Genomic DNA, 13,883 nt, shown 5'->3' with positions numbered 1-13,883 from the left:
GGGACAGGATTTGAACCTGCGACCTCTGGGTTATGAGCCCAGCGAGCTACCGAGCTGCTCCACCCCGCGTCGGTAGGGACAACGCTACAGCATGGGTCGGCGCTTACCTAAACGGCAGGTGAGAGGGGTTAACCAGCGGGTAATCGGCGGTGGGTGCGAGCATGGGGGTATGCCGATTGCCACTAGTGCCATTGCCCATGTGCGACTGACAGTTTGCGATATCGATCGGTCGCGGGCGTTCTACGAGAAGGTGTTCGGATGGCCGGTCGCGCTGGAGGTGCCCGCCGATGCGGATGAGGCGACGCGGGAGCGGCTCGGGTTCCTGTTCGGCGGGGTGATCTATCGGATGGAGCACGGGATGATCGGGTTGCGGCCGGTCGGCACCGACAGCTTCGACGAAGATCGCGTCGGGCTCGATCATCTCGCGTTCCCACTGAACTCACTGGCCGAATTGGAGGCTGCCGCAGCGCATCTCGATGACTGCGGGGTCGCGCGCGAAGACATCAAGGACATCGGGTTCAGCTATATCCTCGAATTCCGGGATCCGGACAATATCGCGTTGGAACTGATCGTCCGCAAGTAGGCTAGGCCGCCTTCGCCACCTTCTGCACCGCTGCGACGAAGAACTGATCGAAGGCCGCCTGGTCGAGCGAATCATCCAGCGCGGCAACGCGAACCGCGACCGTGACGCCCCGGACCTCGGCGTAGCCCAGGTACGCGTTCTGGGTCAGCGGTTTGGCGCTGGCATCCGTCGTCGCGGTGCTGGTCGCGTGATAGGCGATCGCGTTCGTGCCATTCAGTCCCTGAGGCACAGGCTGACTCATGACGCGCTCCGATGCGGTGACCTGATGGCCATCGTAGGTCGCAACCACCTCGACCGAACCGCAGCGCTTATTGCCGTCGGCGATCCGTTGCAGATCTCCGGTCCGCCCGGAGACGAATTCGACAAAGATCTGGCCCGACTTACCGGTCGCCGCGGAGATCGATGACTGCGCGAGCAGTTCCTTGGTCGCCGCCCCGAGATCCTGCTGCGTCGAACCGCACTCCGCCGGTGTGAAGGTGGCGTTCTGCTGGGTTGCGGTGAGATCGCCGACCGTCGACTGCAGCTGCTCCGGCGGCAGATCGAGTTTCTTTGTACCCGCGGGGAATTCCTCCGGGGTCAGCACCAACTGCTCGCGAGGCGTGGTCGGCGCCGAGGAATTCGAGTGATCCGCCGAGTCGTCCTTGCTGCCGCAGCCCGCGACGAGTACCGCGGCCGCCGCCATTGCCACTGCCCACCGTGCATTACGCAATTCGATCATGGGGTGATCATGTCAGCTGTCGCCATGAGCACCCACTTGCGGAAGGTATTTCAGAGCTCCGTGATCCGGGTGCGGTGGCGCTCCTGCAGCTCACGCGAGCGACGCAGATAGTCGAGGACGAGGCGCAGTTCCGCTGCGCTGTAGCGCGAGACCTCGCCCGCACCCTCCTCGGCGATCGGCCCGTAGATCCGCATGACCTTGGCCATCGCGGCGTCGGTGATGCGGATGACGACCTTGCGGCGGTCCCCCGGTTCCGGATGGCGGACGACGTAGTCGAGTTTGGCGAGACGGTCCAGCATCGTGGTCACACTGCCGCTGGTCAGACCGAGTTCGGCGGCGAGAGCGCCGGGGGTGGATTCGCCGTGCCACAGGATTTCCAGACAGCGCAGGTCGGTGCGGTTGACGCCGAGATTGGTCGCGGCCGCCTGGTCGACGGCATCGACCGCGGCCTGTAGCGCCTGCGCCTCGCGGCCGAGCTCGGCGCGCAGTTCAGCCAGCTCCAACTCGGGATCGCCGGGCCGGTCACCGCGATGGCACTGCGGCGGGCCGGACTCGAGCCGATTGTGTGCGAGGCGTACGCGGAGGCGGCGGCCGAGCAGATCGGCGCGTATCTGACGGTGGCGGTGAACGGATTGTCGGCGCTGGCGCTGTTGGACGCGCATCAGGTGGTCACCGAGATCGGGCACCCGACCGCCACACTGTCGTTCGCGACCAGCGGCGGCAAGCACATCACCGATATGCCCATCGGCGGCACACTGCCCGACGGCACCGTCACGCACAGCATCAAGCGGCGCGATATGTATCGAGCGCTGAATGCCGAAGCGGTGCGACGCGGTGTGCGGTTCGAGTACAACAAGCGGCTGGTGGACGCGACATCGACCGAGAACGGCGTGCGTGCGACCTTCGCCGACGGCACCACGACGGACGCCGACGTACTGATCGGTGCCGATGGAATACAGTCTCGCACAAGGGAAATCATCGATCCATCCGCCCCGGCGGCGCACTTCCTCGGCATCTACGGGCTCGGCGGATTCGTCACCGATCGGGGGCTGCATCGCGAACTCGGGTTGCGGCCCGGTGTGTACAGCATGATCTTCGGGAAGCAGGCATTCTTCGGCTACTTCGTCGCACCCGACGGCGAGATCTGGTGGTTCGCCAATATGCCCCGGACACAGGAACTTTCATCGGCCGAATCGGTGGACTGGCGAGCGCGACTCGTCGAAATGCTGTCGGCGGATCGCGGCCCGGCCGCCCGGATCGTCGCCGCCACAACGGATGATTCTTTTGTCCCCGCCTTCAACCAGTACGACATGCCGACGGTCACCAAGTGGCACAACGACAATATGGTCATCGTCGGCGACGCCGCGCACGCCGTGGCATCCTCCTCCGGCCAGGGCGTATCCATGGCGGTGGAAGATGCCCTGACACTGGCGATCTGCCTGCGCGATATCCCGGATACCGCCGCGGCCCTGGCCGCCTTCGAGGACCGCCGCCGCGAGCGGGTAGAGAAGGTGGTCGCCTACGGCGCGGAGACCAGTGGCGACAAGGCGTCGAACGGACTCGCCCGCCTACTGGTCCGCCTGCTCACGCCCTACTTCCTGAAGAAGGCGGCCAAAGCCGGTGTCACTCCGCTGAACTGGATGTTCGACTACCGGATCGACTGGACCCAGCCGGTGCCACCGGCTCAGCGGGTAACCGAGAGGTCGGCGTGACGGACGGCCGCGCGTGGCGTGGGTGAAAGCGTCTTGTGCAAACTGGTGCGCATGGTCGTGGCCGAGTCGAGCAGATAGTTCTGCCGCACCTTCCACGGATGCCGGTCACCCTGACGTGGGAAGTCGCCGATCGAACGCTGAATGTAGCCCGACGCCAGATCGAGCAGCGGGCGCTCGTCGAGCTTGCCTTCCGGCTTCGGCACCACGGCCGCGTAGTCATTGCGGTCCAGGTGGTTGATGACCTTGCAGACCAACCGCGAGGTCAGGTCGGCACGCAACGTCCACGAGGCATTCGTGTAGCCGATGCAAACCGCGAAATTCGGTACACCGGTCAGCATCGCACCCTGCCAGACGAATTGTTCCGACAGGTTCACCGCCGCTCCGTCGACCTGCGGCGCGATGCCGCCGAAGGCCAGCAATTGCAGTCCGGTCGCGGTGACCACGATGTCCGCCTCTAGGATTCGACCGGACTTCAGCCGAATTCCCTCGGGCACAAAGGATTCGATGTGGTCGGTGACGACCTGCGCCTTCCCCTTCTTCATCGCCCTGAAGAAATCGGCATCCGGTACGGCACACAGCCGCTGATCCCACGGGTCGTACTTCGGCGTGAAGTGCTCGGCAACGGCCTTCTCATCCTTCAGTATTCGTGCCGTCAGACCGGTGAGCAGTTTGCGCGCGGCCTCCGGGCGGCGACGGCAGTACTGATAGAAACCGATGCTGAACAGGATGTTCTTCGTGCGGATCACGCGGTGCGCCAACTGTGGCGGCAGCAGCTCGCGGATCTTGTCGGCCTGCTTGTCCCGGCCGGGAACGGCGCTGATCCAGGTCGGCGAGCGCTGCAGCATCGTCACCGATTCGGCCTGATCGGCCATCGCGGGCACCAGCGTGACCGCCGTCGCACCACTGCCGATGACCACGACACGCTTGCCCGCGTAGTCGAGATCCTCCGGCCAGAACTGCGGATGCACGACCTGTCCGGCGAAGGAGTCGATGCCAGGGAAATCCGGGGAGTGGCCCTGGTCGTAGTTGTAGTACCCGGCGCAGGCGTAGAGGAAATTGCAGGTCAGTGTGCGCTGCGTGGAGCCGCCCGCAGCATCGCGCTGCTCGAGGGTGAGCGTCCAGCGCGCCGATGCGGTAGACCAGTCGGCCGCGACCACCTTGGTGCCGTAGCGGATGTGCCGGTCGATGCCGAATTCCGCGGCCGTCTCCTCGACGTAGCGCAGAATGGACGGACCGTCGGCGATCGACTTCGCATCCCGCCACGGCTTGAACGGATAGCCGAGGGTGAACATATCCGAATCCGAGCGAATTCCGGGATAGCGGAACAGATCCCACGTCCCACCCAGCGATTCGCGCGCCTCCAGCACGGCATAGGTTTTGCCCGGGCATTCGGTCTGCAGCCGATACGCCGCGCCGATGCCGGACAACCCGGCGCCGACGATGACGACATCGAGGTGGTCCGGAACTACGGCGGTCTCGGGCGTCACCCGACCACCGCTCCTCGTCGAATCGCTGCGCGATGCTGGCCTCATTACTCCAGTCTGCGAGGCAAGCGGACCAGATTCTTGACTTTGAGCGACAAGTATTTGATTCTAGGCGACATGTCGGTGATTCGGTCCGCGGGGTTGCGCGGATTTCGCGCGACGGTGGCCGAGCTGGGCGGGAACGCCGAGGAGTTCGCCAGCGCCGTCGGACTGCCGATCGCCGCGCTGGATGCCGACGATCTGCTGGTACCGGATCAGGCGGTCGCCGCGGCGCTGGAGCTGGCCGCGCAGCGGCTCGACTGCCCCGACCTCGGACTGCGCATTTCGCATCGGCAGGATCTGGATATGCTCGGCCCGCTTGCCCTGGCCATCCGCAATTCGCCGACGCTCGCCGACGCCCTCGAATGCTGTTCGCGCTATCTGTTCCTGCACGCGCGGTCGCTCAGCCTGACGATCGAACCCGACCCGTACGGCGACCGTGGCGTGACCGCCTTGCGCTATGGCGTCCAGCCCGGCGGGCCGACACCGGTCCAAGGCACCGATCTCGGACTCGCCTTCGTGCACCGCACATTTCAACGGCTGGTGGACGTGCGCTACGGGCTGCGCTCGGTCGAACTGCCGTACCGGCCCGCCGCGCCGATCCGTATCTATGAGGAGTTCTTCGGCGCGCCCGTGCGAGTCGAGTGTCCCACGGCGGCATTGCGAGTGCCGATCAGCCTGGCGACCCGGCCGCTGAGCGGCGGCGACGAGAATCTGCACCGCTTGGCCATGGCATTCCTGGCCGAACAGTCCGGCGGCGCCGATGCCGCCATCGCACCGAAGGTCCGCGCCGCCGTACAACAGCTACTGGGTACCACCCCGCCGGAAATAACCGCCGTGGCAAGGCTTTTGACAATCCACCCGCGCACACTGCAACGTCGCCTGGCAGCCGAGGACACCTCCTTCGCCACCATCCTCGATACGGTCCGCCGTGACGAAACCCGCCGCTACCTGACCACCACCGATATGCCGATGAGTCAGGTGGCATCGCTGATCGGACTGTCCGAACAGGCCACCTTCACCCGATGCTGCCGAAGATGGTGGGGCACAACGCCTACCGCGGTTCGGCGCGAGGGCGCGCAGCACCGGCTACCGCAGTAGACCGACCGCCTCCTCGGTCGCCTCCGCGACCAATGCATTGTCCGCCTGGGCGTCTGGGCTGGAATGGGTGGTCAGCACCGCGATCACGATCGGTGCGGCGCTTCCGACGGGCCAGGTGACGGCGACATCATTGGCCGAACCGTAGTCGCCGGTTCCGGTCTTGTCGCCGGTCTTCCAATCATTGGGCAGACCAGCGCGAATGCGAGCGCCGCCGGTGGTGGTGGCGATCAGCCAGGCTGTCAACTGCTCGCGCTCAGGTGCGGCGAGTGCGTCGCCGACTGTCAGTGCCCGGTAGTCGGCCGCGATCGCGGCGGGTGTGGTGGTGTCGCGCTCGTCGCCGGGGATGGCGGTATTGAGCGTGGGCTCAGTGCGGTCCAGTCGGGAGATCTGATCGCCGATGGACCGCAGGAACCGCGTCAGTGCCTGCGGGCCGCCGAGCAGTTTCAGCAGTTCATTGCCCGCGGCATTGTCGCTGCGGGTAATCGCCGCATCGCACAGTTCCGACACCGACATACCGCTGTCGATCCGGGTGCCGGTCACCGCCGAACCGCCCGCGGCCGCCGCATCCGCCTCGGTGAAATGGATGATCTGATCGAAATACCCTGTGGCAAGAGGATGTTCGTGCAAAAGCGCGGCACATGCGAGCGTCTTGAATGTCGACATCATCGCGAACCGCTCGTCCTGGCGGAAACCGACGGTCCTCCCCGAACCGGTATCGACGGCGAAGACCCCGAGCCTTGCCTGATGCTGCTGCTCGATACCGGCCAACTGGCCCACCGAAGTCGGCACCGGGGCCGGATCATTCGACTCGTTCCCGCACGCACCGAGCAGCACCGTCGTCACCAGGACGAGCCCCATGCGAGCCCCACGTCTACCGATCTTTGTCATGGCGACACGACACCACAGTGTCGATCGGCCTGTCCAAGACCGATGTGACCGAAAGCCGATATCGGAATCGATATCGTCGCAGAGTAGCGCCCCGAACACGGGCTCGGATGCACCGAGGATCACGGCGTCATGCCGAGGATTGTCCGGCCGGATCTGTGCGAGCCCTCGCACGTTCGGCCACCTGATCGGCCGCAGCCGAGGCGCAATCGCCCTAACAGGGATCGATGAACGCCAGATAGTCAAGGAATGAACGAGCCGTTCGCCGGATGCGCGCGTAAGCTCCCTGGTCCGGGAGGTCGGGTCAGTGCGGTTTTCAGTATTGGGAGAGGTCTGCGGGTGGCGTGGGGAGACACCGCTCGAATTGGGACCTCCGCAACGTCGCGCGGTACTGGCCGCGCTGTTGCTGCGTGCCGGAAAGTCGGTCACCGCAGCGGAATTGGTGGAGGGGATCTGGGGCGAGGATCCGGTGCCGCGCGCCATTGCCGCGCTGCGCACCCATGTCGCGCAATTGCGCCGGGTGCTGGAGCCGGAGCGGATTTCGCGCGCGCCCTCGACGGTACTGGTCTCGGTCGGTGACGGTTACGCATTGCGGATACCGCCGGGCTCGACCGATATCGAGGAGGTCGAGACCCTGGTGGCCATGGCCGGACGGGTGCGCGGCGAAACGCCGGACGCGGCACGCGAAGCGTTGATCGACGCACTCGGCCGCTGGCGTGGTCCCGCGCTGAGCGGATTGGCCGGACCTTTCGCCGAGCGGCACCGTACCCGGCTCGAGCAGTGGCACTTGGCGATTCTCGAAGACCGGCTCGCCCTCGATATCGAGGTCGGCCGCGCCGCCGACGCGGTCGCCGAATTGGGTCCGCTGATCGATGAGCATCCGCTGCGCGAACGGTTCCGCGCACTGCTCATGGCCGCGCTGTATCACTGCGGCCGCCAAGCCGAAGCGCTCGAGGTGTTCGCACGGGCACGCCGCGATCTGGTGGACGCGATCGGCGTCGAACCCGGTCCGGAACTGACCGCGATGCACGAACGCATCCTGCGCGCCGAAATGCCGACACCGCGATCGAACGGCTACGGTCCAGAGCCGGTCGTGCCCGCGCAACTGCCGCCGGATATCGCCGATTTCACCGGCCGCGAGCAACTGGTCGAGCACATTGCCGAGCAGTTGACCGGCGGCAGCAGCGCGGTCGCCATCTCCGCGGTCGGCGGCATGGGCGGTGTCGGCAAGACCACTTTGGCCCTGCATGTGGCCCATCACGTGCGCGATCGCTTCCCGGACGGACAGCTGTATGTGAACCTGCGCGGCGTCGATCCGGTGCCGACCTCACCCGGTGACGCACTCGGCGGATTCCTGCGTGCGCTCGGCATCGCGGAGAGCGAGCTTCCGGGCGCCGTCGACGATCGCGCGGCCGAACTGCGCACCCGCCTCTCCGGTAAGCGCATGCTGATCGTCCTCGACAATGCCCGTGGCAGTGCGCAATTGACGCCGCTACTCGCCGGAACACCCGGCACGGCCGTGCTGATCACCAGTCGTTCGGCGCTCACCGAGATGCCCGCCGTGCACCGGACTCGCCTCGACGTACTGGAGCGCGACGAAGCCATCGCATTGCTGATCCGCATCCTCGGCCCGGAACGCGTTGCGGCCGAGGAAGACGCGGCACGGCAGGTCGTCGCGCTGTGCGGCTGCCTGCCGCTGGCGGTGCGCATTGTCGGCGCGCGACTTGCGGTCCGGCCGCGATGGACGATCGGATCGTTCGCGGCGCGACTGGCCGACGAGAAGGGTCGGCTCGCGGTGCTCGAGACCGGAGAACTCGGCGTCGAGGCGGCGTTCCGGCTCGGCTACGGGCAGCTGAACGAGCAGCAGGCCAAGGCTTTTCGCACACTCGCGCTCGTCGACTTCCCGGATCTGCCGGTCGACGGCGTGGCCGCGGTGCTCGGCATCGCGGACTCCGAGGCCGAGCGGATATGCGAATCGCTGGTCGACCTGAGCCTGCTCGAGACAACGGTGCCCGGCCGCTACCGATTCCACGATCTGCTGCGCCTTTTCGCCCAGAGCGTCGCCGACGAGGACGAGTCGGCGGTGCTGGTCCGGCTGCTGGACTACTACCTCGCGGGTGCGAAGAACCTGTTGAGCGCCATCGACTACAGCAACATCACGCGCTTGCTGATCCCGACCACGGTGCCCGGACGGCAGTTCACCAGCGGCGCCGAGGGACAGGTCTGGAACGACGTCGAGCGACCGGTGGTGATCGCGCTGCACCGGCAGGCCGCCAGGGTCGGTGGCCGCGCACTGCAGGTGGCGGCGGATCTGGCCTGGGTGATGGCGGAACTGATGGACGCGGGCACCCGCGCCAGGGAACTGTCCGAAGCGCTGACAGCCTTGCTGGACACCGCGATTCGCGAGTCGCACGCGAGCGAACGCCGCATCCGGGTCGCGCTCGGCGCGCTGCTGCAGGTAGGGCTCGGCGAGGTCGAGGCGAGTCTGAAATATCTCGACGCGGCGGCCGGCCCACCCACCGACGACGCCGATCGCCGGATCGCGGTGCTTTCGGAGGTACTGCTCGGCATTGCCGATCGGCGACTCGGCGATGTCGAAACATCGCGTCGGCATTTCGAGAATGCGATGCGCTTCGCCCATGAACTCGGTGACCGGTCGATGCAGGCGTGGTGTCTGGCCTTGGTCACCCGAACCTATTGCGAGGCAGGGCGATACGACGAGGCGATCGACATCGCGGATCGGGCCATCGCGCTGGCGCAGGCGTCGTCGAATCCGGTCGCACTCGGTTGGGCTACCCACGAATTGGCCGCCACACTGTCGATGCGCGAAGAGCACGAGCGCGCACTCGAACTCGGCCGCGATGCCGTGCGGATCGCGCAGCGCAATGGTGTGCGACTCTGGGAGGGTTGGGCGCGCACCAGATTGGCGCAGATCCAGCTGCGAGCCGACGATGTCGCGGATGCGGAAAACCAAGCCGCAGAAGCGGTTCGGCTGCTCACCAAGGCCGCCGATCCGATCGATCGGGCGCGTGCCCTGGCTCTGCACGCGAGCGCGTTGGCGGCACAGGGACGCACCGGTCCGGCCGCGGCGGAGTTCGGCGAGGCCGCCGAGATCTTCCGGCGCGCGGGGCTGGCGCCGCCCACCATCGACCGGCTCTTCAGTGCCGCGCCGACCGCTGACGTCGCGGATTAGGCGGCGTTTATTCAACGTTTATCGGACGCTGATGGTTGCCTGGAATTCTCTGGGTCGATGCGATCGCCGTCGTGATGTCACCGTGCGGGCGCGCTATATCGACTTGTGTGCGAGGGGTACGCAAGGCGTATCGACATGTCCGACCGCGGTTTCCGATCGACAGGTTCACCCGATCGCGGGCGTCGCATCGACAGCGGCTGCGGGCCCGCCGGGTCCGGTCCACGCAGTCCGCGCACGCCGTGGTCGCCCCGGCAGCACCGGTTGCCGGTGCGCCCGGTCCATCGGCAATCTGAAAGCAGTTCGAGTCGCAATCGCGAGGTCTGACGAGTCCGTGACATGCCGGGCGTACTCCTTGTCGCGACCCCCGGACCAGCACACACTTCGGAGATGACAACCTACGACGACCTCCGGGCGCTGTTCATCAACTGCACGCTCAAGCGCTCCCCCGAGCCGAGCAATACACAAGGCCTGATCGATGTCAGTGCCCACATCATGGCGAAGAACGGCGTCCAGGTTTCGCATATCCGAGCCGTAGATCACGACATCGCGACCGGCGTCTGGCCGGATATGACCGAACACGGCTGGGCCACGGATGCATGGCCTGCGCTGCAGCGGCAGGTGATGGACGCCGACATCCTGGTGCTGGCCGGGCCGATCTGGCTCGGCGACAACAGTTCGGTCACCAAACGGGTGATCGAGCGACTGTACGGCAATTCGTCGATCCTCAACGAGCGCGGCCAGTACGCCTATTACGGCCGGGTCGGCGGCTGTCTGATCACCGGCAACGAGGACGGCGTCAAACACTGCGCGATGAATATCCTCTACAGCCTCCAGCACCTCGGCTACACGGTTCCACCGCAGGCCGACGCCGGTTGGATCGGCGAGGCAGGCCCCGGACCGTCGTATTTGGATCCGGGCTCCGGCGGACCGGAAAATGATTTCACCAACCGCAATACGACCTTCATGACCTGGAATCTGCTCCACCTGGCCCGGATGCTGAAGGACAACAGCGGCATCCCAGCCCACGGCAATCAGCGCTCCGAATGGGATGCGGGCTGCCGATTCGATTTCGAGAACCCCGACTATCGTTAGGGCTCAGCAGATTCGGGCCTGGTCGCCGGACATTCTGTGCCACACCGGGATTCGGGTGTGAACTGCGCCGATGTCAGACACGGGTATCGTCGGAACGGTGTCCGGCCTCCGACGAGCTGGTTTGTTTTTCGGTGCACTGCTCGCCTTGGTCGCGGTCCTCGGTGTGGCGGGTCTGCCGGTGTATGTGCATCCGCAGACCGACCCGTTGCGCCCCGCCGATGCGATCGTGGTGTTGGGCGGCACCGCCTATGAGCGTTTCGATGTCGGCCTCGATCTCGCCGAACGCGGATACGCACCGCAACTGCTGATCTCCCGATCGACCGGCGAGAACGATTCGGTGATGGATCGGTATTGCGCGCCCCGATTCGAGTTCACCGTCAGCTGTTTCGTACCCGATCCGTGGACCACTGACGGTGAGGCGCACGAGATCGCCCGGCGCGCGAGACTTTACGGCTGGCACCACATCATCGTGGTGACCTATACCCCGCATGTGTCGCGGGCAAGGTACATCGTCGGCAAATGCTTCCACGGCGAGGTGACCATGGTGGCCAGTCCCAGCGACGGCGGCCTGAAGTTCTGGACCTGGATGTACATCCGGCAGTCCGCGGGCTATGTGCGGGCATTCTTCAACCGCGGTTGTTGAACCGCGAACGCAGCGATGTCGAGTCTCTTAGGCTGGATACGGTTGTTGGGAGAGGACCGCCGTTGCGAATCGATGAGCTGCGCACGGTCGGTGACGACGAGCTGAGCGCCGATATCGTCATTATCGGATCCGGGCCCGCCGGACTGACCATCGCGACCGAACTTGCCGGAACACCGCTACGCGTCCTGGTGCTGGAAAGCGGCGGTCTGACGGCGACCGAAGAGGTCGATGCCCTGGCCGATATCGAGAATGTGGGCGCGCGCCGGGCGCAGTCGGATCGGGTCGCGGGCGACCGGATCCTTGGCGGTGCATCCCATACCTGGAGCGGCCGCTGCGGCCTGCTGGACGATCTCGATTTCAGTTGCCGCCCTTGGGTTTCCGGTTCCGGATGGCCAATCGACGCGGCCGACCTCGAGCCGTATCTGGCGCGCGCGGCCGAACATATCGGCATCGGCTACGGCAGCGGCTTCACCGATGACGCGTTCTGGCAGCTGGCCGGACGCCCCCAACCCGCGGATGCCCTGGATCCGGCGCGCCTGCGTCCGTACTTCTGGCAGATCAGCCGGGATCCGGTGGATCCATTCGACTGCAAGCGCTTCGGTGCGCACGTGAAAGATCTTGTCGCGCCGAATGTCCGGGTGCTCATCGATGCGACGGTCACCCATATCGACACCGATCCCGAAGGCACCCAGGTGGTTTCAGTCCAGGTCGCCGGTGCGGATCCGCAGCCGCGGTCAGTGCGCGCACCCGTCTTCGTCCTGGCCACCGGCGGCATCGGAAATCCGCGGCTGCTGTTGGCATCCCGGCGAAACGCGCCCGGTGGCATCGGCAACCGGCACGACATGGTCGGGCGCCATCTGATGGATCACCGCTGCGGTGCGGTCGGCGCATTGGATCCAGCCGTGGCGGACAGCGCGCTGGAGCGCTTCGGCAAGTACGTGGTGAAGACGCCGCACGGTAAGCACACCTTCCTACACGGCGTCGCGCTCTCGCCGAAGATCCAGGAGGCCGAAGGCCTGCTCAATTGCGCACTGTGGCTACAGGAGGTGCCCGCCGAGGACGATCCGTGGGAGTCGGTGAAGCAGTTGCTGCGCGGACGCGGCGGTCGGCACGATGCGCGAGTCGCGGTGAGCCACGCCGGATTACTGCTCGCGGGCGCGCGGGCCAGGCTCATCAAACACGCCGGACTGCCGCACAAACTCGATCGAATCGAATTGCGCTGCATGGTCGAACAGCTGCCGAACCCGGACAGCCGCGTCACGCTGGCCGACCGCACCGATCGGCTCGGTGTACCGCTGTCCCGGATCGATTGGCGGGTGAATCCGCAGGAAGACACAACCGTGCGCCGCGCGGCGGTTTTGGCGGTCGAGGAGTTCGCGCGACTGGGATTCCCGGCCCCAACGCTGTACGACTGGGCGCGGATGGACAGCGAGCTGCCGCTGGTGCTCACCGATTGGGCACATCCGACCGGGACCACCCGGATGTCCGCGGACCCGCGCGACGGCGTGGTCGACACCGACTGCCGGGTGCACGGCATGGCCAATCTATATGTCGCGGGCAGTTCGGTTTTCCCGACCACCGGCCATGCGAATCCGACCCTGACGATCGTTGCGCTGGCGGTTCGGCTAGCTGATACTTTGCGGACTTTCGCATAGTCTGCGGCTTATGGACAAGACGCCCGGTTCGCCGCACCCACATGAACCGCATCGCGAGGGTCTGGCCTCTCGGCTGAACTGGTTGCGGGCGGGCGTACTCGGGGCGAACGACGGCATTGTTTCGACCGCGGGTCTGGTTGTCGGTGTCGCCGCGGCGACGACCAGCGCCCCGGCCATTTTCACCGCGGGCATCGCCGGACTCTCCGCGGGTGCGATCTCCATGGCTGTCGGCGAATACGTTTCGGTCAGCGCACAGCGGGATTCCGAGCGGGCGCTACTGGCCAAGGAACGCACGGAACTCAAGGAAGAACCGGACTTCGAGCTGGTCGAACTGGCCGATATCTATCAGTCGAAGGGGCTGACACCGGAGACGGCGCGCAAGGTAGCCGAGGAGCTGACCGCGCACGACGCCTTCCTGGCCCACGCCGAGGCCGAACTCGGTCTGAATCCGCGCGAGTTGACCAATCCGTGGGCCGCGGCCGCCTCCTCGGCGGTCGCGTTCACCGTGGGTGCGCTGCTGCCGCTGTTGGCGATCATCCTGCCGCCGACCACCGCGCGCATTCCGGTCACATTCGCGGCGGTGCTGATCGCGCTGGCGATCACCGGGTCGGTCAGTGCGCGGCTCGGCGGTAGCAATCGCGGGCGCGCGGTGGTGCGAGTGGTGGTCGGTGGTGCGCTGGCGATGGCGGTCACCTATGGCATCGGCCAATTGGCGGGTGTCGCCGGGATATGAGAACGGGCCGAGGGAAACCCCTCGGCCCGTCCTGTATTCAGCGCG

Annotated in this window: 12 protein-coding genes; 8 read left to right on the top strand and 4 right to left on the bottom strand. The window is 66.1% G+C overall.

Annotation, left to right across the window (positions count from 1 at the left end):
* Positions 1-169 precede the first annotated feature (169 nt).
* Positions 170-583: a VOC family protein gene (locus NP3_RS28965; protein ID WP_063044765.1), complete on the top strand. Its 414-nt coding sequence runs from the start codon at positions 170-172 to the stop codon at positions 581-583.
* 1 nt (position 584) lies between these two features.
* On the opposite strand, the gene NP3_RS28960 is transcribed toward NP3_RS28965, so the two are convergent.
* Positions 585-1,301 (bottom strand): hypothetical protein, encoded by a 717-nt coding sequence (locus tag NP3_RS28960; RefSeq protein WP_157124602.1) that lies wholly within the window; start codon positions 1,299-1,301, stop codon positions 585-587.
* Positions 1,302-1,351: 50 nt separating this feature from the next.
* Positions 1,352-1,804, bottom strand: a complete 453-nt coding sequence (locus tag NP3_RS28955; RefSeq protein WP_063044763.1) for a MarR family winged helix-turn-helix transcriptional regulator — start codon at positions 1,802-1,804, stop codon at positions 1,352-1,354.
* Here NP3_RS28955 and NP3_RS28950 point away from each other — a divergent pair.
* Positions 1,760-3,013 (top strand): FAD-dependent oxidoreductase, encoded by a 1,254-nt coding sequence (locus NP3_RS28950; protein WP_307679327.1) that lies wholly within the window; start codon positions 1,760-1,762, stop codon positions 3,011-3,013. The genes NP3_RS28955 and NP3_RS28950 overlap by 45 nt on opposite strands.
* On the opposite strand, the gene NP3_RS28945 is transcribed toward NP3_RS28950, so the two are convergent.
* A complete protein-coding gene (locus NP3_RS28945) occupies positions 2,986-4,500 on the bottom strand; it encodes a flavin-containing monooxygenase (protein WP_245721153.1) in 1,515 nt (504 codons plus the stop codon). The two genes, NP3_RS28950 and NP3_RS28945, sit on opposite strands and share 28 nt — an antisense overlap.
* 114 nt (positions 4,501-4,614) lie before the next feature.
* Here NP3_RS28945 and NP3_RS28940 point away from each other — a divergent pair, with 114 nt between their 5' ends.
* A complete protein-coding gene (locus tag NP3_RS28940; protein ID WP_063044760.1) occupies positions 4,615-5,637 on the top strand; it encodes an AraC family transcriptional regulator in 1,023 nt (340 codons plus the stop codon).
* On the opposite strand, the gene bla is transcribed toward NP3_RS28940, so the two are convergent.
* On the bottom strand, positions 5,626-6,525 hold the full coding sequence (gene bla / locus NP3_RS28935) for a class A beta-lactamase (RefSeq protein WP_063044777.1): 900 nt from the start codon (positions 6,523-6,525) through the stop codon (positions 5,626-5,628). The genes NP3_RS28940 and bla overlap by 12 nt on opposite strands.
* Before the next feature lie 304 nt (positions 6,526-6,829).
* On the opposite strand from bla, the gene NP3_RS28930 reads away from it, so the two are divergent.
* From NP3_RS28930 to NP3_RS28910, 5 genes are all read left to right on the top strand, one after another.
* Positions 6,830-9,715, top strand: a complete 2,886-nt coding sequence (locus tag NP3_RS28930; RefSeq protein ID WP_084509113.1) for an AfsR/SARP family transcriptional regulator — start codon at positions 6,830-6,832, stop codon at positions 9,713-9,715.
* Between the two features lie 387 nt (positions 9,716-10,102).
* Positions 10,103-10,807 (top strand): flavodoxin family protein, encoded by a 705-nt coding sequence (locus NP3_RS28925; protein ID WP_063044758.1) that lies wholly within the window; start codon positions 10,103-10,105, stop codon positions 10,805-10,807.
* A 97-nt stretch (positions 10,808-10,904) separates the two neighbouring features.
* Positions 10,905-11,450 carry a YdcF family protein gene (locus NP3_RS28920; protein WP_444980795.1) on the top strand — a complete coding sequence of 182 codons (546 nt, stop codon included), beginning with the start codon at positions 10,905-10,907 and terminating at the stop codon, positions 11,448-11,450.
* A gap of 62 nt (positions 11,451-11,512) precedes the next feature.
* Positions 11,513-13,105, top strand: a complete 1,593-nt coding sequence (locus NP3_RS28915) for a GMC oxidoreductase (RefSeq protein ID WP_063044757.1) — start codon at positions 11,513-11,515, stop codon at positions 13,103-13,105.
* Positions 13,106-13,115: 10 nt separating this feature from the next.
* A complete protein-coding gene (locus tag NP3_RS28910) occupies positions 13,116-13,838 on the top strand; it encodes a VIT1/CCC1 transporter family protein (protein ID WP_063044756.1) in 723 nt (240 codons plus the stop codon).
* Positions 13,839-13,883: the final 45 nt, after the last annotated feature.

The organism is Nocardia pseudovaccinii NBRC 100343 (assembly GCF_001613225.1).
Classification (GTDB): Bacteria; Actinomycetota; Actinomycetes; order Mycobacteriales; family Mycobacteriaceae; genus Nocardia; species Nocardia pseudovaccinii.
This window is presented reverse-complemented; position numbering and strand designations above follow the sequence as displayed.

Bases quoted from the DNA above. Each gene is read 5' to 3' on its own strand.
- NP3_RS28965 (WP_063044765.1), top strand. From the start codon at position 170: ATGCCGATTGCCACTAGTGCCATTGCCCATGTGCGACTGACAGTTTGC.
- NP3_RS28960 (WP_157124602.1), bottom strand. From the start codon at position 1,301: ATGATCGAATTGCGTAATGCACGGTGGGCAGTGGCAATGGCGGCGGCC.
- NP3_RS28940 (WP_063044760.1), top strand. From the start codon at position 4,615: ATGTCGGTGATTCGGTCCGCGGGGTTGCGCGGATTTCGCGCGACGGTG.
- bla (WP_063044777.1), bottom strand. From the start codon at position 6,525: ATGACAAAGATCGGTAGACGTGGGGCTCGCATGGGGCTCGTCCTGGTG.
- NP3_RS28925 (WP_063044758.1), top strand. From the start codon at position 10,103: ATGACAACCTACGACGACCTCCGGGCGCTGTTCATCAACTGCACGCTC.
- NP3_RS28910 (WP_063044756.1), top strand. From the start codon at position 13,116: ATGGACAAGACGCCCGGTTCGCCGCACCCACATGAACCGCATCGCGAG.